Origin of the sequence: Azospirillum brasilense (assembly GCF_008365405.1) — a bacterium.
In the GTDB taxonomy this organism is placed as follows: Bacteria; Pseudomonadota; Alphaproteobacteria; order Azospirillales; family Azospirillaceae; genus Azospirillum; species Azospirillum brasilense_D.
In genome coordinates this window covers 27,211-47,583 of the sequence record NZ_QOKV01000028.1, presented here as the reverse complement: position 1 = coordinate 47,583, position 20,373 = coordinate 27,211, and the positions used below count along the sequence as shown (strand labels likewise).

Annotated in this window: 19 protein-coding genes; 5 read left to right on the top strand and 14 right to left on the bottom strand. The window is 69.0% G+C overall.

What is annotated here, in order from left to right:
- Positions 1 to 8: 8 nt before the first annotated feature.
- Genes DS837_RS28075 through DS837_RS28060 form a run of 4 tightly spaced genes read right to left on the bottom strand, consistent with a single transcriptional unit; the run spans position 9 to position 3,997 of the window.
- Positions 9 to 1,487, bottom strand: a complete 1,479-nt coding sequence (locus tag DS837_RS28075) for an amidase (protein ID WP_149167740.1) — start codon at positions 1,485 to 1,487, stop codon at positions 9 to 11.
- A 5-nt stretch (positions 1,488 to 1,492) separates the two neighbouring features.
- Positions 1,493 to 1,942, bottom strand: a complete 450-nt coding sequence (locus DS837_RS28070) for a nuclear transport factor 2 family protein (protein WP_149167739.1) — start codon at positions 1,940 to 1,942, stop codon at positions 1,493 to 1,495.
- A 25-nt stretch (positions 1,943 to 1,967) separates the two neighbouring features.
- Positions 1,968 to 2,756 (bottom strand): enoyl-CoA hydratase, encoded by a 789-nt coding sequence (locus DS837_RS28065; RefSeq protein WP_149167738.1) that lies wholly within the window; start codon positions 2,754 to 2,756, stop codon positions 1,968 to 1,970.
- Complete coding sequence (locus tag DS837_RS28060) at positions 2,756 to 3,997, bottom strand: CaiB/BaiF CoA transferase family protein (RefSeq protein ID WP_149167737.1); 1,242 nt, start codon at positions 3,995 to 3,997, stop codon at positions 2,756 to 2,758. Before DS837_RS28060 ends, DS837_RS28065 begins: the two co-directional genes overlap by 1 nt.
- Positions 3,998 to 4,255: 258 nt before the next feature.
- Between DS837_RS28060 and DS837_RS28055 the strand changes: the two genes are divergently transcribed.
- Positions 4,256 to 5,161: a LysR family transcriptional regulator gene (locus DS837_RS28055; RefSeq protein ID WP_149167736.1), complete on the top strand. Its 906-nt coding sequence runs from the start codon at positions 4,256 to 4,258 to the stop codon at positions 5,159 to 5,161.
- A gap of 17 nt (positions 5,162 to 5,178) precedes the next feature.
- On the top strand, positions 5,179 to 5,382 hold the full coding sequence (locus DS837_RS32240; RefSeq protein ID WP_170296015.1) for a hypothetical protein: 204 nt from the start codon (positions 5,179 to 5,181) through the stop codon (positions 5,380 to 5,382).
- Between the two features lie 8 nt (positions 5,383 to 5,390).
- On the opposite strand, the gene DS837_RS32450 is transcribed toward DS837_RS32240, so the two are convergent.
- Positions 5,391 to 7,214, bottom strand: a complete 1,824-nt coding sequence (locus DS837_RS32450) for an alpha/beta fold hydrolase (RefSeq protein WP_211102426.1) — start codon at positions 7,212 to 7,214, stop codon at positions 5,391 to 5,393.
- Here DS837_RS32450 and DS837_RS33235 point away from each other — a divergent pair.
- Entirely contained in the window at positions 7,213 to 7,464 is a 252-nt protein-coding gene (locus DS837_RS33235; protein WP_170296014.1) for a hypothetical protein, read from the top strand. The two genes, DS837_RS32450 and DS837_RS33235, sit on opposite strands and share 2 nt — an antisense overlap.
- A 280-nt stretch (positions 7,465 to 7,744) precedes the next feature.
- Here the strand turns inward: DS837_RS33235 and DS837_RS28030 are convergent, their stop codons facing one another.
- Complete coding sequence (locus DS837_RS28030; protein ID WP_149167735.1) at positions 7,745 to 8,728, bottom strand: oxidoreductase; 984 nt, start codon at positions 8,726 to 8,728, stop codon at positions 7,745 to 7,747.
- 86 nt (positions 8,729 to 8,814) lie between these two features.
- Between DS837_RS28030 and DS837_RS28025 the strand changes: the two genes are divergently transcribed.
- A complete protein-coding gene (locus DS837_RS28025) occupies positions 8,815 to 9,810 on the top strand; it encodes an AraC family transcriptional regulator (protein WP_149167734.1) in 996 nt (331 codons plus the stop codon).
- Positions 9,811 to 10,099: 289 nt separating this feature from the next.
- Here DS837_RS28025 and DS837_RS28020 read toward each other — a convergent pair whose 3' ends face one another.
- The 8 genes from DS837_RS28020 to DS837_RS27985 all read right to left on the bottom strand — a co-directional run bounded on the left by DS837_RS28020 (position 10,100) and on the right by DS837_RS27985 (position 18,409).
- Positions 10,100 to 11,095 (bottom strand): MDR family oxidoreductase, encoded by a 996-nt coding sequence (locus tag DS837_RS28020; protein ID WP_149167733.1) that lies wholly within the window; start codon positions 11,093 to 11,095, stop codon positions 10,100 to 10,102.
- A 62-nt stretch (positions 11,096 to 11,157) separates the two neighbouring features.
- On the bottom strand, positions 11,158 to 12,762 hold the full coding sequence (locus tag DS837_RS28015; protein WP_247890173.1) for an AMP-binding protein: 1,605 nt from the start codon (positions 12,760 to 12,762) through the stop codon (positions 11,158 to 11,160).
- A 117-nt stretch (positions 12,763 to 12,879) separates the two neighbouring features.
- Positions 12,880 to 14,136 carry an ABC transporter substrate-binding protein gene (locus DS837_RS28010; protein WP_149167732.1) on the bottom strand — a complete coding sequence of 419 codons (1,257 nt, stop codon included), beginning with the start codon at positions 14,134 to 14,136 and terminating at the stop codon, positions 12,880 to 12,882.
- A 55-nt stretch (positions 14,137 to 14,191) separates the two neighbouring features.
- Positions 14,192 to 14,893, bottom strand: coding sequence for an ABC transporter ATP-binding protein (locus DS837_RS28005; protein ID WP_149167731.1), 702 nt, complete (start codon positions 14,891 to 14,893; stop codon positions 14,192 to 14,194).
- Positions 14,880 to 15,602 (bottom strand): ABC transporter ATP-binding protein, encoded by a 723-nt coding sequence (locus DS837_RS28000; protein ID WP_149167730.1) that lies wholly within the window; start codon positions 15,600 to 15,602, stop codon positions 14,880 to 14,882. The genes DS837_RS28005 and DS837_RS28000 overlap by 14 nt, the downstream gene beginning before the upstream one ends.
- A complete protein-coding gene (locus DS837_RS27995; protein ID WP_149167729.1) occupies positions 15,595 to 16,647 on the bottom strand; it encodes a branched-chain amino acid ABC transporter permease in 1,053 nt (350 codons plus the stop codon). The genes DS837_RS28000 and DS837_RS27995 overlap by 8 nt, the downstream gene beginning before the upstream one ends.
- Before the next feature lie 3 nt (positions 16,648 to 16,650).
- On the bottom strand, positions 16,651 to 17,535 hold the full coding sequence (locus tag DS837_RS27990) for a branched-chain amino acid ABC transporter permease (protein ID WP_149167728.1): 885 nt from the start codon (positions 17,533 to 17,535) through the stop codon (positions 16,651 to 16,653).
- Between the two features lie 4 nt (positions 17,536 to 17,539).
- Positions 17,540 to 18,409 carry a MaoC family dehydratase gene (locus DS837_RS27985; protein WP_149167727.1) on the bottom strand — a complete coding sequence of 290 codons (870 nt, stop codon included), beginning with the start codon at positions 18,407 to 18,409 and terminating at the stop codon, positions 17,540 to 17,542.
- Positions 18,410 to 18,621: 212 nt separating this feature from the next.
- Between DS837_RS27985 and DS837_RS27980 the strand changes: the two genes are divergently transcribed.
- The gene (locus DS837_RS27980; protein ID WP_149167726.1) at positions 18,622 to 19,269 is read left to right on the top strand and encodes a TetR/AcrR family transcriptional regulator; all 648 of its coding nucleotides are present in this window, start codon (positions 18,622 to 18,624) and stop codon (positions 19,267 to 19,269) included.
- Positions 19,270 to 20,373: the final 1,104 nt, after the last annotated feature.

Here is a 20,373-nt window from a genome sequence, read left to right as displayed (position 1 = left end):
TCCTCCCCTCACGCCACCTGGTAGCCGGTCGTGCCCGTTTCCCCGTGTTCGGGCGGCCGCCACGCGGTGTCGACCTGCGGACGGCGGACATGCTCGGGGCGCGCCTGTGCGAAGGCCGCGGCCGCCTCCAGCGCGCGGTCGTCGCGCAGGCGCCGGCCGACGATCTGGACGCCCACCGGCAGCCCCGCGGAGGTGAAGCCGCAGGGGACCGCCACCACCGGCAGCCCGGTGACGGAGAAGGCGTAGGTGCCGAGGAACACGTCGTAGAAGCGCTCCAGCGGCCGTCCGGCGATCTCGGTCGGCAGGGGCCGGTCGAGGTCGAACGCCGCGATCCCCACCGAGGGGGCGATGATGTGGTCGAAACGCTCCAGCATCCGCCGCACCCGGTGCCAGTAGTCGCCGCGCAGCCGCTCCGCCGCGGCCACCTCGCGCACCGAGCGCCTGAGCGCGTCCTCGATCTGGTTGACCAGCGGCACCGTCATCTCCGCCCGGTGGGCGTCGAGCAGGTCGGCATAGCGCCCGACCATGCCGAACGCCCGCGTTCCCATGACGATCTCGCGCAGGCCGCTCACGTCGAGGTCGCCGCTCTCCACGACGCAGCCGAGGTCCTCGAAGGCGAGGGCGGCCGCGCGGGCCAGCCGCGCCACCTCCGGGTCGGTGGGCACCAGCCCGCCGAAATCCTCGACGTAGAGGATCCGCCGGCCGCGCACGGAGTCGGTGCAACGGGCGGCGGCGGCGAGGTCCATGCCGTCATCCGGCAGCGACACGGGGTCACGATCGTCCGGCCCCACCATCGCGGCGAGCATCAGCCCGGCGTCCTCGACGTTGCGGGTCAGCGGGCCCTGGACATGCTCGACCAGGGTGTCCCAGGCGAAGGCGCTGGGATAGACCGGGACGCGGCCCGGCGTCGGGCGGACGCCGACGATGCCGTTGAAGGCGGCCGGCACGCGGATCGAGCCGCCGAGGTCGGTGCCGATGCCGATCGGCGCCATGCCGGCGGCGACGGCGGCGCCCGTCCCGCCGCTCGACCCGCCGGAGGTCGCGTCGAGCCGCCAGGGGTTGCGCGTCGTGCCGAACAGCGCGTTGGTGGTGTTGACGTCGTGCGCGAACTCCGGCGCGTTGGTCTTGCCGAGCAGCACCGCGCCGGCGCGGCGCAGCCGCTCCACGGCCACCGCGTCCTCGGCGGGTACGAAGTCCCGGCGCAGCCGCGAGCCGTAGGTGGTGCGCAGGCCGGCGGTGTCGACGTTGTCCTTGACGACGAAGGGCACGCCCTCCAGCCGCCGCGGCGCGGCGCCGGAGGCCAGACGGGCGTCGCAGGCGTCGGCCTCGGCGAGCAGCGCCGGGTTGAGGGTGCACACGGCGTTGACCACGCCGTTCACCGCCTCGGTGCGGGCGAGGAACGCCTCGGCCACGGCGCGGGCCGACAGTTGGCGGTTGCCCACCGCCCGCGCCAGCTCCGCCGCGCCCATGGTCAGGATGTCGTCCATCGCCGTCACCTCCGCGTCCAGGTGCTGGCGTCCATGGTCAGGAGGCGGCGGCGGAACCGCCAAGTGCCGCCGTCGATGCCGCCGCCGATGCCGCTGTCGAGCACGATGTCGTCCTCGTACACGCCGCAGTCGCCGATGGCCGGCAGTTCGCCCGACGGGCCGTTGAAGGCCATCAGGTAGCAGCGGCCGCGCACCGTGCCGTCGTCGCGCCGTTCCAGAAGCAGGTTGCCGTTCCAGTGCCGCCGGTAGCCCTGCCGGGTGGCGAGGTCGCGCACCTTGTGCCCGTGCAGCGCGGCCCGGCCGGCGATGCGCAGCTCGTGCGGCATCAGCTCCAGCACCCCGTCCGCCGTGAAGCAGTCGGCGTAGCCGTCGGGGTCGCCGAGGTCGCTGCACAGGTTGTACCGGCTGTACAGACTGCCGATCTCGAAGGCCTCCTGGGCCGAAAGCTCGCTCATCCGACGTCCCTCTCCCGTTGTTCGTTCAGACCCCGCGGAACCTGGGCTCCCGCTTCTCCTTGAACGCCGCCTGACCCTCGCGGTAGTCGTCGCTGCCTTGGCAGGCCCGCACCAGCGCGTCGACGGCGGCGGTGTCGCGCTCCGCCGGCGGCCGGGCCAGCTCGACCAGGGCGCGCTTGACCGCGCGCAGGGTGAGCGGGGCGTTGCCGCCGATGGCGGTCACCAGATCCTCCACCGCCGCGTCGGCCTCGTCGGCGCCGAACAGGCGCCCGACGAGGCCCAGGCGGCGCGCCTCCTCCGCATCGACCGTGCGGGCGGTGAACAGCAGGTCGGCCGTCGCCGAGGCGCCGAGGCGCGCCGTCACCAGTTCGACGTTGGAGTACGTATAGCCCAGGCCCAGCCGCGCCGCCGGGATGCGGAAGCGGGCGTCCGCGGCGGCGACGCGGAGGTCGCAGCTCAAGGCGATGCCGACGCCGCCGCCGAAGCAGGCGCCCCGGACATAGGCGATGGTCGGCTTTCCGGCGGCGAACAGCGTCGCCTGGGCCGCCTCGACCGCGGCGTCGTAGAGCCGCCCCTCGGCCTCGCCGCTGCGCTTTTCGGAGAATTGCGAGATGTCGGCCCCGGCGCAGAAGGCGGCGTCGCCGGCCCCGCGCAGCAGGATGACGCGCACCTCCGGGTCCGCCTCGGCGCGGCGCACCAGCTCCGGCAGCGCCGACCACATGTCGAGCGTCATGGCGTTGCGGCGCGCCGGGTTGTCGATGGTCAGCCGGGCGACCGGGCCGGTGGTCCGGTAGCGGAGCGACGGCGCATCCATCAGATCACACTCCGGCTGCGGAGGTCGGCGACCTCCTGCGGCGTGTAGCCGAGGCCGCCGAGGATGTCGTCGGTGTGCGCGCCGGCCTCCGGCGTGGGGGCGGCGATGCCGGCCGGGGTGCGCGACAGCACCACCGGCTGGCCGACCAGCCGGATGGCGCCGCGGCGCGGGTGCTGCACCGGCACCGCCATGCCCAGATGCTCGACCTGCGGGTCGGCGAACACCTCGTCCATCCGGTTGACCGGCCCGGCCGGCACGCCGTGCGCGGTGAAGGCGTCCAGCCACTCGCGCGACGGGCGCTCCGCCAGGATGGCGCCGAGTTCGGCGTTGAGCCGCGGTCGGTTGGCCAGACGGTCGGGCTCGCTGCGGAACTCGGGCCGTTCGGCGAGGGCCGGATGCCCAATGGCGCGGCACAGGCGGCGCCACAAGTCCTCGCCGGAGGCGCCGATGTTGATGAAGCCGTCCGCCGTCCGGTACAGACCCATGGGAGTCGAGGTGGGGTGGTCATTGCCCGCCTGCTCCGGCACCACGCCGTCGATGAGGTAGCGGGCGGCCTGGAAGTCGAGCAGGGCGATCTGGCTCTGCAGCAGCGACGTCTGCACCCACTGCCCCTCTCCGGAGTCCGCGCGCTCGGCCAGCGCGATCAGGATGCCGACGACGGCGTAGAGGCCGGAGGTGCTGTCGGCGATGGCGACGCCGGCGCGCACCGGCCCCTGGCCGGGCAGCCCGGTGAGCCACATCAGCCCGCCCATGCCCTGGGCGATCTGGTCGAAGCCGCCGCGGTCGCGGTACGGACCGGTCTGCCCGAAGCCGGAGATGGAGGCTAGGACGATGCGCGGGTTGATCGCCCGCAGCGTCTCGTAGTCCATGCCCAGGCGGTGCTTGACGTCGGGGCGGTAGTTCTCGACCACGACGTCCGCGGTGCGGACGAGGCGGCCGAGGATGGCCTTGCCCTCCGGCGTCTTGAGGTTGAGCGACAGCGAGCGCTTGTTGCGGTGGAGGTTCTGCATGTCGTAGCCGTCACGCGGCCCGTTCATGCCGTCGTTCGGGTCGGCCCCGGCCGGCGCCTCGATCTTGATCACGTCGGCACCGAAGTCGGCGAGGACGCGGCAGCAGGTCGGTCCGGCCCGCACCCGCGTCAGGTCCAGCACGCGGAGGTTCGCCAGGGCGTTCGACGCCTTCGGCCGGTCGCCGACCGGACCGGTGCCGGCTCGTTCATGGGGTGTGCTCGACGCGGCCATGTGTGATCGCCCTCGTTTCCATCCCTGTCCGTGCACCCGGCCGCTGCTTGAGGCTCCAGGTGCGCTCTGGAAGAAACGGTATCATTTGTTTGCTTCGCAAACGAATTAGATTTCCATGTAGTCAGCCTTCGCGGAATTCGAAGGCGGAAGCGCCGTTGCGCCGGTGTCGGGGCTGCTGCACACTGGTCGCCTGCGGAATCGGACAAGGCGGCCCGTCGAAAGCCGCCGCCGGGATCCTCAAGCGGGAAGGGGCGGTGGATGGTGCGGCACGATGTCCAGACGTTGCTGCTGTTCCTGCGGGTGTGCGAGACGAAGAGCATCACGCGCGCCGCCACCCAGTCGAACCTCGCCCTGTCGGCGGCGAGCCGGCGTATGAAGCTGCTGGAGGACGCCTGCGGCACCGCGCTGCTGCACCGGCTGCCCTACGGCGTGGAGCCGACCCCGGCGGGGCTGGCGGTGTTGCGCTACGCGCGCGGGGTGTTGGCGATGAACCAGCAGCTCGATGCCGATCTGGCCGACTACCGTGCCGGCGTGCGGGGGTCCGTGCGGGTGTTCGCCAGCAGTTCGGCGCTGGTGCAGCGGCTGGCCGGCGACCTGTCCGCCTTCGCCCGTGCCTTCCCCTCGATCCGTCTGGAACTGCACGAGCGCCCGAGTGTCGAGATCGTCGAGGCGCTCTATCAGAAGGAAACCGACATCGGCATCATCGTGCGGGGTGGCGAGTTGTGGCAACTGCGCACCCGGATGTACGCCGAAGACCGCCTGGCCATCGTCGTGCCGTCCGACCATCCGCTGGCGCACGGCGGCCCGGTCGCCTTCGCGTCGGTTCTCAAGGAGGAGGTCGTCACGCTCGACCAGGCGACCGCCGTGCACCGGCTGGTGGCCGATCAGGCGCGCCGCAGCGGGCAGACCCTGCGGGTGCGCGTGCAAGTCCGCAGTTTCGAGGCCATGTGCCAGATGGTGCGGCACGGGCTGGGGCTGGGCATCCTGCCGGAGTTGGCGGCGCAGCCGTTGGTCGCCGCTTTCGGGCTGACGCTCTTGCTGCTCGACGAGCCGTGGGCACGGCGCGAACTGGCCATCTGCACCCGCGCGGGGGACGAGCTGGACGCGTCGGCGCAGCGACTGATGGACTTCCTGGTGACGTGCACCGGGGCCGCGGGCCGCTGACGCCGCCGGGTCGGTCGATGCGAGATTTCGCAGGCGTTGTTCAGTTGCTGGCTTTTCCGGTGTTCGTCGCCGACTTTCAGATCCGTCTTTGCTTGCCGCGGATGCGGATGAACACCTTGTCCAGCAACCACTTGTCGCCCGGCCGCCTGATCGAGGCGGTGAAGCGGGTCGGGTCGGCCGGTTACGGCCGCTCCTCAAATCCCGACGCGCAGCCGGCCTGACAACACCCTCAGACCTGCTCTTCGAGGAACAGTTGCGTCTCACGAAACAGTTGCAGGCGGTTCCGCTCCAGAAGGACGGTGTGGGTGGCGTCGCCGATGACCACCATGCGGCGTTGGGAGGCCGCCGCCAACTCCCGAAACACCTGCTCGGCCATCGCGACTGGGGTGTCGGCGTCCCAGGCGCCCACCACCACCAGGGTGGGGGAACGGATGCGTCCGGGGTCGTAGAGCGGACGCCCGGAGCACCAATAGGCCATGGAATCCGCGATGTTTCCGTTCGGAGCCCGGATGACCGGCGGTTCCTGCGTCGCGCCCACGGCGTCGGAGGCGAAGGTGGCACTGGCCCAGGCGTCGAACCACGCCGGCGGCACCAGTGCGTCCCGCCGGTCCTCCGGCACGCCGGACAGCCAGCGTTGCCGGGCGTCCCCCACCGTGATGGTGCGGTAGGCGCCCAGGGGCGTGCAGCGGCCCGCCGGATGCGGGGTGTCGCGCAGCCATTGCGGGGCGTAGAGCACGAGCCGCGCCACGCGCTCGCCGTGTTCGGCGGTGTAGGCTCCGACCAGGGTGGCCCCCCACGACCAGCCGATCAGGCAGAGTCGGTCGATGGAGCGGCTTTCCAGGATGTGCTCGACGGCGGCGGCGACGTCGCGCAGGGCCGTGCTGGTATCGACGACCGGCTCCGCCGCCGCGGCCGCGCGGTCCATTTCCGGGGGGCGCGTGGAGCGGCCGAAGCCGCGGAGGTCCAGGCAGTGGACGTCGAAGCCGCGCCCGGCCATGTAATCCATCCACGACATGCCGTCGAGCGGCAGGTCGAACGCGGTGTGGGCGGGATAGCTGGAGCCGTGCACCAGCAGCACCGTGCGCTCCGCCCCGAACGCGGTGACACCGGCCGGGCGCTTGTTGCGCAGGTAGAGCTGGATGCCGGCGTCCTTGGCCGGAATGTAGCGTTCGTCGGCGACGACGGTGTGCGGGCCGTCATGGTTGCCCCGATGCATGGTCATGCCGCCTCCGCTTCGCCGGCCGACCGGGTTGGGGATCGCGGTGCCGGGAAGCGGATCGGGTATGCCGTGGCCCGGAACCGTCGTCAGCACCGACTGGAGAAGGGCCCGCGTGTAGGGATGCCGCGGCCGCTCGAAGATCGCGCGGGTCGGCCCGGACTCGACGATGCGGCCGAGGTACATGACGGCGATCCAGGTCGCCATGTGCTCGATGACCGCAAGCTTGTGGCTGATCATCAGCATGCCGAGGTCGAACTCGCGGCGCAGTTCGGTCAGCAGGTTGAGGATCTGCGCCTGCACCGAGACGTCGAGGGCCGACATCGGCTCGTCGCAGACCACCACCTCAGGGCGCATGATCAGGGCGATGGCGATGGCGACGCGCTGCCGCTGGCCGCCGGACAGCTGCCTGGGATAGGTGTCCAGGACGCGCCGCGGCAGGCCGACGCAATCGAGCATGGCGGTGACCGCCTGACGCCGGCCCGCGCGGTCGCCGACGCTGTGCACGGCCAGCGGCAGGCCGATGATCTGGGCGACGGTCTTGCGCGGATTCAGCGAGGAGTAGGGGTCCTGGAACACCGGCTGGACCCGACGGGTGAACGCCGCCTGCCCGGCTCCGGACACCGCGGCGCTGTCGATCAGCGCCTCGCCGGAACTGGGCGGGAGCAGGCCCAGCAGAATCTTGGACAGCGTGCTCTTGCCGCATCCGGACTCGCCGACGATGCAGAGGATCTCACCTTTGCCGACCCGGAAGGAGACGTCGCGCACGGCGTGCAGGGTTCCGGCCAGCGTCGGGATGTCGACGCACAGCCCTTCGACTTCGAGGATGGGAGTCATGACGGGGACCTCACGTGCGGCCGTCCGGGGCGGTGACGTCGCGGACGCCGTCGCCGACCAGATTGATGGCCAGCACCAGCAGGAACAGGGCGACGCCCGGAATGGCGATGAGCCAGGGTTCGAAGAACAGGTTGGCGCCCCCTCGGCGACCATCAGGCCCCAGGACGGCAGCGGCGGCTGCACGCCCAGCCCGAGGAACGACAGCGCCGCCTCCAGCAGGATGGCGACCGTCGTTCAGAAGCTGGCCTGATCCTCCCGGTCATACCAAGCGGGCGGATGGCGCACGCACCACCGGCACGTCTGCCGGTTCTGTCGTGCAGCCGGGCGACCGGTTGTCCTGTTTCATCCGCTACGCCCGGCCCATCCGGCTGTTGATCGCGTCCATTGCCGCCATGAGCCGGGTGCCGTATGCCCGATCGGCACCAGCCCGGCGAGGACCATCCCGGCCTTGCTGAATTGGAGCCGGTCACGCCACATCCCGCGGAGCCCAGCGGTCGCGGCGGTTTGGACGGCGGCGGCGCGGTGACGGGTCAGGGCAGGGAGGCGCCGGTCAGGGCCTCCGAGACGCGCCACAGCCGCTCGGCCAGCGCATCGTCCGCGGCCCAGGGATGCACGCCGCGCCGCCCCATCGCCGCGCTATGGACCGGGGCGATGTCGCAATCCTCGCAATAGACCCCGCCGAGACCATCGAGCCGCGGGCTGGTCGCGCACCAGACGCTGGTGGCCGCCCCTTGCGCGACGGTCTTCATGCCGCGGGACGGGTCGATGCGTGGGCGTCCCTCCGCGTCCAGGGCATCGAAACCGGCGATCTCCTCGGCGGTCAGGTGGCGGCTCAGCTCGGTGAGGATCTGTCCCGGGTGCAGCGCGTAGGCGCGCACCCCGTGGTCCCGGCCGCGGCGATCCAGGGCGACGGCGAACAGCGCGTTGGCCGTCTTGGACTGGCCATAGGCGATCCACTTGTCATAGGGGCGCCGTTCGAAGTGGAGGTCTTCGAAGTCGATCCCGGCGATCTGGTGCCCACGCGACGAAACCGACACGACGCGCGCGCCGCCTGCCTCGCGTCCCGCCGCGAGCAGCGCCGGCCACAAGGCCAGCGTCAGCCGGAAATGGCCGAGATGATTGGTCGCGAACTGCCCCTCGCACCCTTCGGGGTCGCGGTGAAGCGGCGTCGCCATGATGCCGGCGCTGTTGACGAGAATCGACAGCGGCCGTCCGGACCCGCGGAAGCGGCGGGCGAAAGCGGCGACCGAGGCGGCATCCGCAAGGTCGAGCGCCTCCAGCTCGACGCGGTCGAGGCCGCCCAGCGCGGCGGCCGCCCGGGTGCGATCCCGGGCCGGCACGATGACCATCGCGCCGGCATCCGCGAGGGCGCGCGTCGTCTCCAGCCCGATGCCGGAATAGCCGCCGGTTACGACCGCCACGCGCCCGCGGAGATCGATGCCGCGGACGGCCTCGGCGGCGGTGGTGGCGGGACCGAAGCCGGACCCGATGGGTGTCTGGTCGGGGGATATCATGGGGCCTTCTCGCGGGATGTGGCGTCGAGAGCCGTTGTCGCCTATATGCGCGGAATGATCCATCCAGCCACGTCCGGAATCCTGTCGTGATCGTCCAGAACGCGCCCGCCGACGTGCTGTCGGACGTGCTCCGCTTGATGGAGGCCCAGACCCTGTGCTCGGCGCGCCTCGCTGCCAGAGGTGACTGGTCGATCCGCTTCCAGCCGCCGAACACCATCAAGTTCAATGTGGTGACCGCGGGAACCTGCTGGATTCGGGCGGATGGACCGGACGGGACGGAAGCGCCCCAGCGCCTTGACGCCGGCGATTGCTTCGTGGTGGTGCGCGGTGGCTTCGTCCTGGCGAGCGCGCCGGACCTACCCCCTGTTCCGGCCGCGGAGGTGTTTCAGGCGCCGGGCGGTGAGGCCCGCGTCAACGTGGGGGATGGCGCGTCTGACGGCGACGGTGACGAGGTGCGGTTTCTCGGCGGCAGCGTGCGGTTCGACCGGTTGGACGGCGGCTTGCTGTTCGACCTGCTGCCGCGGCTGCTGATGATTCGCGGCGGCGCTCCGGGCGCCGCCCCGGTCGGCTGGCTGCTGGACCAGCTCGACCGGGAATGGCGCGGCGGGACGGTGGGGTCTCAGCTCGCCTGCAACGACCTGCTGCGGTTGATGTTCGTCCACGCCTTGCGAACGCATCTGAGCGAACAGCCGCCGCAGGGCGCCAATTGGCTGGCAGCCAGCCTGGACCCTTCCATTGGCCGGGCCCTTGGCACTATCCATGCCGAACCCTGCCGCAACTGGACGCTTGCGGAGCTGGCGGGCATCGCCGGGCGGTCGCGTTCCAGCTTCGCCGCTGCCTTTCGGGAACGTGTGGGGGTGCCTCCGATCGATTACCTGCTGCGCTGGCGCATGCGCCTCGCCGCGACGCGGCTGCGGCGCGGGCAGGAACCGATCTCCGCCATCGCCGCGTCGCTCGGCTACCTGTCGGACAGTGCCTTCAGCGCCACTTTCCGGCGGATCATGGGTGTTTCCCCCGCCCGCTACCGGACGGGAGCGGACGGAACGGAGGATTCGCATCACGGTTCCGCGACCAAAGGCTGACCGTCCAGCGCATTCGATCTCTCGGGAAGAAAAAAGATGGCGTCGTTGGGCACCTGCAGCCGGTTCGCCCATTGAAGCCTTGCGGGCATTCCCCGCAGCGAAACCGCCGACAGCCATACATTGCCCGGTCCGAGTGTTTGGCGGTCGCCCAATTGGCGGTGCGGGCAGCGCGTGCGTCACCTTCGGAAGGGAGGTGATCCTCTCTGTTCGCCTCCCGCTTCGGTCAAGCTGGCCAGCACGGTGGCCACCCGAAGCGGGGGGGTGGCCACCACGAGGAGGCGGCGCCTCCTCAGCCGCGAACGTCGATGACGATGCGACCGCGAATCTGACCGGCCAGGATCCGGCTTGCCAGATCCGGCAGCGCCTCGAACGGCTGCACCTCGTACATCGTTTTCAGCGCGCTCCGGTCCAAGTCGCGGGCCAGCCGCGTCCAGGCGGCGTCCCGACGATCCTGCGGAGCCATGACGGAATCGACCCCCAGCAACGCCACGCTGCGCAGGATGTGCGGCAGGACCGTCCCCGGCAGATCGGAGGAGCCGGCCAAACCGCAAGCGGCGATGGCGCCGCCCCACGCGGTCTGCGACAGCGCATTGACCAACGTCTGCCCACCCACCGAGTCGACGCCGCCGGCCCAGCGCTCCTTCTGCAAGGGGGCGCCCTTCTCCTGGAGAGCGGCGCGGTCGATGAATCCGCCGGCGCCGAGGCCGCGCAGGTAATCGTGCGTCTCCGGACGGCCGGTGGAGGCGACCACCGGATAGCCGCGCTTGGCGAGCAGCGCCACCGCGACCGAGCCGACACCGCCGGCAGCACCGGTGACCAACACCTCCTTGCCGCCGGGGCGGATGGCGCCCCACCGCTCCAGCGCATCCACGCACAGCGCGGCGGTGTAGCCGGCGGTGCCGATGCCCATCGCCTCTTCGAACGAGAAGGCGTCCGGCAACCGGGTCAGCCACTCGGGCTTCAGGCGTTGGAAACGGGTGTAGCCACCCCATTGCGTTTCCGACAGGCCCCAGCCGTTGGTCACCACCTTGTCGCCGGGCTTCCAAGCGGGGGAGCGGGACTCGACCACCGTGCCGGCCAGATCGATGCCGGCGACCATCGGCAACTTGCGGGCGATGCGCCCCTTGCCGCTGACCGCGAGTCCGTCCTTGTAGTTGACGGTGGAATAGGCGACCTCGACCAACACGTCGTTGTCCGGCAGGTCGGTGAGGGCGAGTTGCTTGAAGCCGCCCTTGGGCTTGCCGTCCACGTCTTCGATCACGAAGGCTTTGAAAGTTTCGGCCATGGTTGGGTCCTTTTTTGCGACGACGAGATTTGTTGAGTGTCAGCGGCGATGCGGGCCGCGCTTCAGCCGCCTGCGGAGAAAGCCAGCTGCGCCCGCTCCTTCAGCTTGCCGCGCTGGATTTTCTCTCCGTTGGGGCTCATCGCCGTCGGGAACCGGTCCACCACGACGAAACGCGCCGGAATCTTGAAATCGGCAAGCGCCGCGCCGACACGCTCGCGCAGGGCGGCCTCGTCGAGAACGGCGCCCTCGCGCAGGCGCAGGAAGGCGACGGGCTTGTTGCCGCGCTCCGTCGCCGCCTCGACGACCACCGCGGTCTCCACGCTGTCGTCGCGCTGCAGCACCGCCTCGATCTCCGCCGGATCGACCAGGAAGCCGCCGAGACGGAGGACGTCGCCACTGCGGCCCTTGAAGATGAAGCCGCCATCCACCCGCATCGTCGCCAGATCGCCGGTGATGAAGAAGCCGTCCTCGGTGAAGGCGGCGCGGGTCGCTTCGGGATTGCCGAAATACGCGCAGAACAGCGTGTCCGATGCGATCTCCAGGCTGCCGATCCCACCCGGCGGCAGGAGGTGCCCGGTGGCGGTGTCGCGCACCCGCACCCGCGCCTTGGGATTGACCGGATGGCCGCCGGACAGCTTGCGCAGGCCGATCGGGGCGTTCGGAGCCTGTCGCGAGAAGAACGAAAAGATCTCGCTCATCCCGAATCCGTTGGTCATCGGCACGCCGCGCCGCTCCGCCTCTTCGGGGAACAGGGCCAGGGTCGGGTTGAAGGAGGCGATCAGGCAGTCGCGCAGGGACGGAAACGGCTTGTCCTCCGGGCAGACGTCGAGCAGGCGCTTGAAGAGGTCGTCCGGTCCGTTCAGGTGGGTGATCGACCGCGACTGGATCAGGTCGCGGGCCTCCACCGGCTCGAACAGGCTCATCAGCGTGACGGACGCGGCGCCGGCCAGGGTGGCGGCGAACTGCGAGAAGCCAAACACGCCGCAGAACGGGATGGCTTGCAGCAGATGGGCGTCGGCGGCGTCATAGCCGAAGGCGGCCGCCACCTGCGCGGCGTGGTGGGCGACGGCGCCCTGGCGGTGCAGGGCGAATTTGGGAAGACCGGTGGTGCCCGAGGTCGGAAAGATGATGCAGGGAAGCTCCGGTGCCGCGGCGCTTTCCCCGGGCGCTTCGGCCAGCAGGTCGCGGTGATGGACAACCCGCACACCGGGCAGCGGGAAGCCGGACCGCCCATCGTCCTCGCACAGGACGGCCAGACGCAGCGACGCCATCGCGGCCGGATCGAGTTCGCCCAGCATGGTCAGGAACGGGATGTTCTTGAAGCCGGGCCAGACGACGATGGCCGATGCGCCGGTGCGGCTGACGATGGATTCGACCTCGGCCCGGCGGAAGCGGGTGTTCACCGAGACGGCGATGGCGCCGATGTGCAGGCAGGCGAAGAACAGGTCGAGATACGGGATGCCGTTCGGCAGCCAGAAGGCGACCCGGTCGCCCGGACCGACGCCGAGCCCCCGGAGCGCCGACGCGCAGCGCAGGCTGCGGTCCAGCAGATCCCCGTAGGACAGGGAGTGCTCGTTCCATCGGATGCGCGCGCCGGGTGCCGTGGCGGCGGCGTGGCGCAGCTGGTCGATGGGGGTGACGGTGAAGGGGGAGGCCATGTGCGTCATCACGGTCCTGTCGGCATCCGATGAGCCATTGAAAAGAAGGGCGGTGGGGAAAGAGGACGCCCCCACCCCCAAAGCCTGGGAGAGGGGACGCCCCGTCGGGCCGATGGCCCGGCGCCGTTACCGGTCGCTCCACTTGGGCAGGGGAACCTTGCGCATCTCGGCGTTGGCGGCGCTCTGCGGCCAGACGACCTGCAGCTTGCCCTCCTGCCACTGCATGACCGAGATCAGCGCCCGGGTGTTCTGCCCCGCTTCCTTCTCGCCGATCTGGTTCAGCTTCACCCCGGCGCCGGTCAGCAGGCTGCCGTCCGGCAGGTCGGTGGCGTAGGCGGCCTTGCGCAGCGCCGCCAGATCGGTCGAGCCCGCGCGCGGGATGACGTCCGTGAACAGGGTCCAGAAGCCGCCGAAGGCGATCAGGCCCAGCGGACCCGGATCGCGCTTCTCCTTGGCGCGGAAGCCTTCGATGAACTCCGCGTACAGCTTCTGCGTCGCCTCCGGCAGGTTGGAGACGTTCGGCGAGGCCGGGGCGTCCACGTCGAAGATGCCGTCGGCGCTGGCGCCCGTCGCGGCGAGGAAGTCGGGTAGGGCGTAGCCGGTGCCGATGCCGATCATGGCCGGAATGTGGAGATCCAGCTCGCGGACCTGGCGCCAGAACAGGGCGGCGTCGTTCAGGTAGGAGGTCGCGATGACCGCGTCGGGTTTGGCCGCCTTCAGGCTGAGCACCAGGGACGACAGATCGTTCACCGTGCGGCTGTAGCGCTCGTTGGCGACCAGCTGCATGCCGAGGGTCTTCGTCTGGTTCGCCGCCGCGTCGCCGACTGACTGGCCGAATTCCGAATCCTCGGAGATCACGGCGATGCGCAGATCCTTCGGGTCCTTGCCCAGCTTGCCGGAGATGTCCTTGGCGAAGTCCGCCGCCGTCTGGCCCATCATCGACGCGTTGAAGGTCAGGCGGATCGTGTTCTTGTACTTGCGCTGGGTGATCTTGTCGGCGACGGCGATGGTCTCCCAGTACAGGGCGCCCTCGCGCTCCGCCACCTCGCTGGCGGCCAGGGCCAGCGAACTGGCGTAGCTGCCGGCGATCACCGGAACCTTCTCGCGCACGATCAGCCGGGTCGCCTCGGCGTTGGCGGCGGTCGGGGCCGGCGCGTCGGCGACGGCGTAGGTCACCGGACGGCCGAGCACGCCGCCGCGCTTGTTGATCATGTCGCGGGCGACCTCGGCGGCCTGATAGGCCTCGTTGCCGATCAGCGCCATCGGGCCGGACAACGGGAAGAGGACGCCGATCTTCAGCGGATCGGCGGCCTGGGACGGAACGGCGACACCGGCCGCCGCCGCCGCGATCGCCGCCGCGGCGAGGATGGATTTCAGGCTCATGATGGTTTTTCCTCCCTATGTGTTTTGTATCGTCGCGCCGTTGCCCTCTCGCGGATCAGCCGCCGAGATAGGCTTCCTTCAGGCGCGGGTCGGTCAGCAGGTCGGCCGCCGGGCCGGACAGGACGATGTGGCCGTTTTCCAGCACATAGCCCCGGTCCGACATGGCGAGCGAATGCTTCACGTTCTGTTCGACCAGCAGGATGGTGATGCCGGTTTCCTTGATGCTGCGGACCAGTTTGAAGACGACGTCGACCATGATCGGGGCGAGGCCCAGCGTCGGCTCGTCGAACATGATCGCGCGCGGCTTCGCCATCAGCGCGCGGCCGATGGCGCACATCTGCTGCTCGCCGCCGCTCATCGAGCCGGCGAGCTGGCCCGAGCGCTCCCGCAGCCGGGGCATCAGGTCGAAGACCTTCTCCAGACTCTCCGCGCGGTGGGCGCGGGCGTGCGGAGCGAAGGCGCCGAGTTCCAGATTCTCCCGCACCGTCATGAAGGGGAACAGCCGCCGGCCCTCCGGCACCTGGACCAGTCCGTGCCGGGCGATCGCGTGCGGCGGCAGGGAGCCGATGTCCTGGTCGAAGAAGGACACCCGCCCGTACCGTTCGACCGTGCCGGAAATGGCGTTCAGCAGCGTGGTCTTTCCCGCCGCGTTGGCGCCGACGACGGACACCACCTCGCCTTCCCGGACGTCCAGGTCGATTCCGTGGAGCGTTTGGATCTCGCCATAGAAGGCATCGAGCTTTCTAACCGTGAGCACCGAAGTCCTCCCCCAGATAGGCTTGGATCACCGCCTTGTCGTTCAGCACGTCGGCCGGCAGCCCCTCGGCCAGCTTGCTGCCGTGGTTCATGACCACGATCCGGTCGCTGACCGCCGTGATGACCCGCATCAGATGTTCGATGATCAGGATGCTGACGCCGTGCGCGCGGATGGCCTCGATCAGCAGGATGGCCTTTTCCACCTCCGACGGATTGAGGCCCGCCATGACCTCGTCCAGCAGCAGCACCTTCGGCCGGGTCGCCAGCGCGCGGGAGATTTCCAGGCGCTTGCGGCCGGGCAGCGGCAGGCTCGCGGCCGGCATGTCGCGGCGGTCGGCCAGCCCGGTCAGGACCAGCGCCTCCTCGGCGATGCGGCGGGCCTCGGCGATGTTGTGCGTCTGGTTGATCGCGCCGACCACCACGTTGTCGAGCACCGACAGCCCGCCGAACGGCTTCACGATCTGATAGGTGCGGGCCAGCCCGGCGCGGCAGACCTGGTGCGCCTTCAGGCCGGTGATGCTCCTGCCCTCCAGCAGCACCTGCCCCTCCGTCGGCGGAAAGGCCCCGGCGATGCAGTTGAACAGCGTGGTCTTGCCGGCCCCGTTGGGACCGATCAGGCCGACGATCTCGCCCTCTGCAATACGGAGATGGACGTCGTTGACGGCGCGGAGGCCGCCGAACTGCTTGCTGATGCCCCGGACTTCAAGCATGGCGGCTCTCCTCGCGGACCGGACGGCGACGGGTGGACCCGCCGAACGCCCCGCGCAGGCGCCGGGCGGTGGCGCGCGGCGCGCGGATGGCGCTCATCAGGCCCTGCGGCAGGACGATGACCATCACGATGAGGAGCGCGCCGTAGACGAGCAGGTACAGGCCCTGGAGGCTGCCGGCGAACTCCGCGCGGAGATACTCGCTGAGCGGAACGATGAGCACCGCGCCCAGGACGGGGCCGAGCGGCGTGCCCATGCCGCCGATGATGGCGATCAGCGCGATCTCCACCGAGAAGCCGATGCTGAGCACGGTGGACGGCTCGATCAGCAGGATGTAGTTGGCGTAGAGCGTGCCGGCGATGGCGCTGAGGAAGGCGGACAGGCCGATGGAGAACAGCTTGGTCCGCACGGTGTCGATGCCCAGCGCCTCGGCCGCCTCCTCGTTCTCGCGCATGGCCGCCAGGGCGTAGCCGATCCAGGAGCGCTCCAGCACGTAGGTGATGAGAAGCACGACCAGAAGCGCCGCCATCATGATGTAGACGTACCAGAGCCGGTCGGAAAACATCATGTTGGCGAAGCTCGGGTCGAACGGCAGGGACAGCCCTTCCGCCCCGCCGGTGAAGGAGCGCCAGTTGACGATGGCGATCCGCAGCACCTCGGCGAAGGCGATGGAGGCCAGCGCGAAGAACGGCCCCTGAAGGCGCAGGGTCAGCGCGCCGATCAGCGTCGCGAAGGCCACGGCCGCCGCCGCCCCGACGAACATGCCGATCCAGGGGGACAGGCCGAAATGCATGTAGAGCAGCGTCGATCCGTAGGCGCCGAGCCCGAAGAACGCCGCATGGCCCAGCGAGAACTGCCCGGCATAGCCGCCGGCGATGTTCCAGGCGGCGGCGGCCAGCGCCCAGAACAGGACCTTCCAGAGGAAGTGCAGCGTGTAGGAATCGGCGGCGATCAACGGCAGCGCCACCAGGACCGCGACCATCGCCAGGGACAGCAGCAGGCCCTTGCGGGTCGGCCGGTAGGGAGCCAGAAGGGACGTCAGCGTCATGGGTCAGGCCCCCAGCTTTTCGGAGCCGCGCTGACCGAACAGCCCGGCGGGACGGAGCAGAAGCACGGCCAGGAAGACGAGGAAGTAAGCCATCTGGCGCATCTCGGAACCGATGAAGAAACCGCTCAGCGTCTCGATCAGGCCGATCGCCAGACCGCCGATCAGGGCGCCCGCGATGCTGCCCAGACCGCCGAGCACGACCACCACGAAGGCGATCAGCACGAGGTTGATGCCGACCGTCGGATAAACCGGAAACATCGGCGCCAGCAGGGCGCCGGTCAGCCCGGCGCAGGCGGTGCCGAGACCGAAGGTGAACAGGTCGATCCCCTTCACGTCGATGCTCATCAGCGACGCCGACCGACGGTCCTGCGCGACCGCGCGCATCGCCTTGCCGGTGTAGGACGTCTTCAGGAACAGATAGATGACGGCGACCACCGCCATCGCGACCACGAAGGCGATCAGCAGCGGCGCCGGCAGGGCGATGTCGCCGATCCGCAGCACCTTGCCGGCGAACACCGACGCGGTGGTGCGGAAATCGCCGCCGAAGATCATCAGCGTGACGTTCTGCAGGACCAGCCCCAGCCCGACGGTGGCGAAGATCTGCGCCACCTGCGGCGCCCCCTGGATCGGCCGGATGATCGCCCAGGACAGGAACAGGCCGAACAGGAACATCAGCGGCGTGACGATCAGCAGGACGAGGTAGGAGTCCAGGCCGCTCCAGCTGTTCAGCACATAGGTCAGGTACATGCCGACCATGACGAAGTCGCCATGGGCGAAGTTCTTGATGCGGGAGACGCCGAAGATCAGCGTCAGCCCGATCGAGATCAGCGCGTAAATGCCGCCGAGCAGGAGGCCGGACACCACGAGCTGGACGATGATGGCCGACATGGCGTCATCCCCCCGCTGGAATCTGGAATGGCGCCGGGTCGTAGGACACCGACCTCACCCGCATGTCCGCCGTGACCTTGCCCTCGTCGTTGCGGCTCTGCACCATCTCCAGGGCACCGCCGGCGGAGCGGCGGACCCACAGGCTGGCGCGGGAGTCCCAGAAGACCGGGCGCAGGTAACGCAGCTCGACGTCGAAGGCGGTCGGCGGGCGTTCGTCCGCCAGCACGGACAACAGCCAGACCGCCGTCATGATTCCCTGGGCCAGCGGGGCGCGGAAGCCGTGGCGGCGCGCAAACTCCTCGTCGAAGTGGATGTCGTTGCCGACGTCCTGGGAGAAGACGCGGACCTTGTCGGGCGTCACCTGCTTCTCGCGCAACAGGGTCCAGCCATCGGTCGGGGGTTCCGCCCGTCGCGGCATCGGCGGTGCGTCGCTGGAATCCTGCGGCGTCTGGCCCGGCGGGTCGGCGAGGAGGCCGGTCAGTTCGGTCTCGATGCAGACGCGGCCTTCGCCGTCGGTCAGGTGGTAGAGTTCGGTGACGCTGTGGCCCTTTCTTACCCGGTGCAGGTCGCGGACCCAGCCGGTCACGGTCAGCGGTTCCCCGACCCTGGACGGCCGGATCTGGCGATAGACCTGCGAGAAGAACACGTAGCCGTCGATGTCGAGGCCGCTGGCGACCATCGAGTCGAAGCAGTCCAGCCCGAACAGGCCGGCTTCGTACCGGTCGCCGTAAAGAGCGGGATCGACGTCGGCTGCGGTCAGGCGTTCGGCCTGATAGGCCGCGGAATGGGCGACGCTGCGCGACGGGTACTTGAATCCCGGCGGCGCCCAGCGCGCACGCCCAACACGCGGCGACCTGTTCGTCGCGTTGTCCATGGTCTCTCCCCCAATCCCATTCATGATTGTTTTGTCAATAATCAGATTCGCGGATCGATGTGTCAACTCCTAAGACGGCTTTTCAACTTGAAAGTCAAATCGACGCCCTGGAGGTCGATGGGGGCTTGATCGGAACGCTCGGTTGTGTTCCAAGGGAAGGACGCTGGTGGAGCGGGTCACGGCACATCGCAAAGGCTGAGGCAACGGACGACATGGCACGCTGGAACAAATCTGTCCTCAACCCTGAGCAGCAAAGAAACCTCAAGCTTGAGGTGCTTTATAAGGTTGCCGCCGCTGCCTTCCGTCGCAACGGCTATCACGGAACATCTTTGGTCGATATTGCCGATATTCTTGGAGTGTCCAAGGCAACACTCTATTATTACGTCAAGAACAAGCAGGACCTTCTCTTTCAGTGCCATCTGGCCGCAGCCGACCAAGCACTGGCGACCATTTGTACCGACCCGTCATTGAACGGCCTTGAGCGGTTGCGGCGCAGCCTTGTCGCTTATGTCATCTCGATCATTGGCGAGGACAGCTTCAGCGTCGTCATCCTGGAGGAGCGGTCGCTCAGCGACGAACAGTTGCGGGTGGTGATCGAGAAGCGCGATGCCTTCGAGCGCCGCTTGCAGGATGTCGTGCGCACCGGGGTGACGGATGGCAGCATCCTGCGCTGCGATCCGAAATTCGCCGTCTTTTCCGTCCTGGGCGCCGCAAACTGGGTGACGAAATGGCATCGGCCCGAGGGGGCCTGGACCATCGACGAGATCGCGCAGGCGTCGGCGGCTCTCCTGTGCCGCGGGCTGGCGGCCGGCCCCGTGCCGGGCTACCCGAGCAATCGGCTGTACGGAGACCAACCGTAACGCTGTGGATCCGCACCGAAGGGATTCTGGTGGAAGGGGCGGCGCATTGGCGGATCCGGACGGCTTGGTGCAAGAAGCCGGACTGGTGGTGATCGGACGGGCGAGCGGGCATGGAGGTGCGCCCGCTGAAGCGCCGAGAGCCGGACGCCGGACAAGGCCAACCGTGCAAGACGAGTTCATTCCCAGCTTCGGCGTCGGTCGCGCGACGATGAAGATCGGCGCCGCCAACCTCGCCTACGATTTCCGACGTCTGACTTGGCTTGAGGGGCGAACTGCGCCCGTATAGCGCCGAAATTGCCCCATATTTACGCCTTCTCAGCCAAAAATCGCGGGTCTTTACCCTCAAGAACGCCGCTTTCTCACCGGAGCGTCCCTTTCATCGGCCTCAACTCGTCCTCAAAGCCGGGTTATCGGAGTGTTTGTTCGGTCTTGTCAGGTTGACGAGCGAAAACCGCGGTACGGATCGGGTGTCGTATTCACAGCCGGCAAATTGCCATGCGCGGCTCCCGCTCGCCAACCTGACGACATCTTCTTGAGGGCCGGCACCTTAAAGGCCGGCTCAAAGGCCGGCGGGCCGAAGTCGAGGAGTTCCACGGACCAATCCGCAGCAGCGGTACTGTCAGAAGCCGCCGGTTGCGTTCGAGCTGGTTCAGATGGTCCGGCGAAATCCTCAGGTGCCGGCAGGCTCGTGTGAGTCAGGCCCCGCTCCTCGCACAGACGCTCTCCCATGGAAGGCGGGAGACGTATGGGTTGATCCGCTTCTCCTGTTGGACGCGCATAAGGACGATCTCGCCGGGTGGATCGCGTGAATTTCACGTCATTGCCCTCCCATGCGACACAATGGCTCACACGGGCATCAGGATAATCCCGTGTTGGTAGAATTTTATTATTGATAACACGAAAATATACCATCAGATTGAGCGAAATTTGATGCTCAAAGACGTATTTGAGGCGATATTTTCGCGCAAAGGTATGCAGTTTCGAACGTAAGGCGCTCCGGTTCCCTATCCGGCCCGCCGACAGCCGCTTGCCCGTCACCCGTCGTCAAACCCTGCTCGCGCTTGCCGACGGCGTCTTACCCCTCCGCCTGATCCTATTCCAACC

Excerpts from the sequence above, each read along its gene's own strand:
- DS837_RS28000 (WP_149167730.1), bottom strand. The coding sequence starts at position 15,602 with ATGCTTGAAGTCCGGGGCATCAGCAAGCAGTTCGGCGGCCTCCGCGCC.
- DS837_RS28015 (WP_247890173.1), bottom strand. The coding sequence starts at position 12,762 with ATGACGCACATGGCCTCCCCCTTCACCGTCACCCCCATCGACCAGCTG.
- DS837_RS27980 (WP_149167726.1), top strand. The coding sequence starts at position 18,622 with ATGGCACGCTGGAACAAATCTGTCCTCAACCCTGAGCAGCAAAGAAAC.
- DS837_RS28055 (WP_149167736.1), top strand. The coding sequence starts at position 4,256 with ATGGTGCGGCACGATGTCCAGACGTTGCTGCTGTTCCTGCGGGTGTGC.
- DS837_RS27990 (WP_149167728.1), bottom strand. The coding sequence starts at position 17,535 with ATGTCGGCCATCATCGTCCAGCTCGTGGTGTCCGGCCTCCTGCTCGGC.
- DS837_RS28020 (WP_149167733.1), bottom strand. The coding sequence starts at position 11,095 with ATGGCCGAAACTTTCAAAGCCTTCGTGATCGAAGACGTGGACGGCAAG.
- DS837_RS27995 (WP_149167729.1), bottom strand. The coding sequence starts at position 16,647 with ATGACGCTGACGTCCCTTCTGGCTCCCTACCGGCCGACCCGCAAGGGC.
- DS837_RS28070 (WP_149167739.1), bottom strand. The coding sequence starts at position 1,942 with ATGAGCGAGCTTTCGGCCCAGGAGGCCTTCGAGATCGGCAGTCTGTAC.
- DS837_RS32450 (WP_211102426.1), bottom strand. The coding sequence starts at position 7,214 with ATGACTCCCATCCTCGAAGTCGAAGGGCTGTGCGTCGACATCCCGACG.
- DS837_RS33235 (WP_170296014.1), top strand. The coding sequence starts at position 7,213 with ATGACGGGGACCTCACGTGCGGCCGTCCGGGGCGGTGACGTCGCGGAC.
- DS837_RS32240 (WP_170296015.1), top strand. The coding sequence starts at position 5,179 with ATGCGAGATTTCGCAGGCGTTGTTCAGTTGCTGGCTTTTCCGGTGTTC.
- DS837_RS28010 (WP_149167732.1), bottom strand. The coding sequence starts at position 14,136 with ATGAGCCTGAAATCCATCCTCGCCGCGGCGGCGATCGCGGCGGCGGCG.
- DS837_RS28075 (WP_149167740.1), bottom strand. The coding sequence starts at position 1,487 with ATGGACGACATCCTGACCATGGGCGCGGCGGAGCTGGCGCGGGCGGTG.
- DS837_RS28030 (WP_149167735.1), bottom strand. The coding sequence starts at position 8,728 with ATGATATCCCCCGACCAGACACCCATCGGGTCCGGCTTCGGTCCCGCC.
- DS837_RS27985 (WP_149167727.1), bottom strand. The coding sequence starts at position 18,409 with ATGGACAACGCGACGAACAGGTCGCCGCGTGTTGGGCGTGCGCGCTGG.
- DS837_RS28060 (WP_149167737.1), bottom strand. The coding sequence starts at position 3,997 with ATGGCCGCGTCGAGCACACCCCATGAACGAGCCGGCACCGGTCCGGTC.
- DS837_RS28065 (WP_149167738.1), bottom strand. The coding sequence starts at position 2,756 with ATGGATGCGCCGTCGCTCCGCTACCGGACCACCGGCCCGGTCGCCCGG.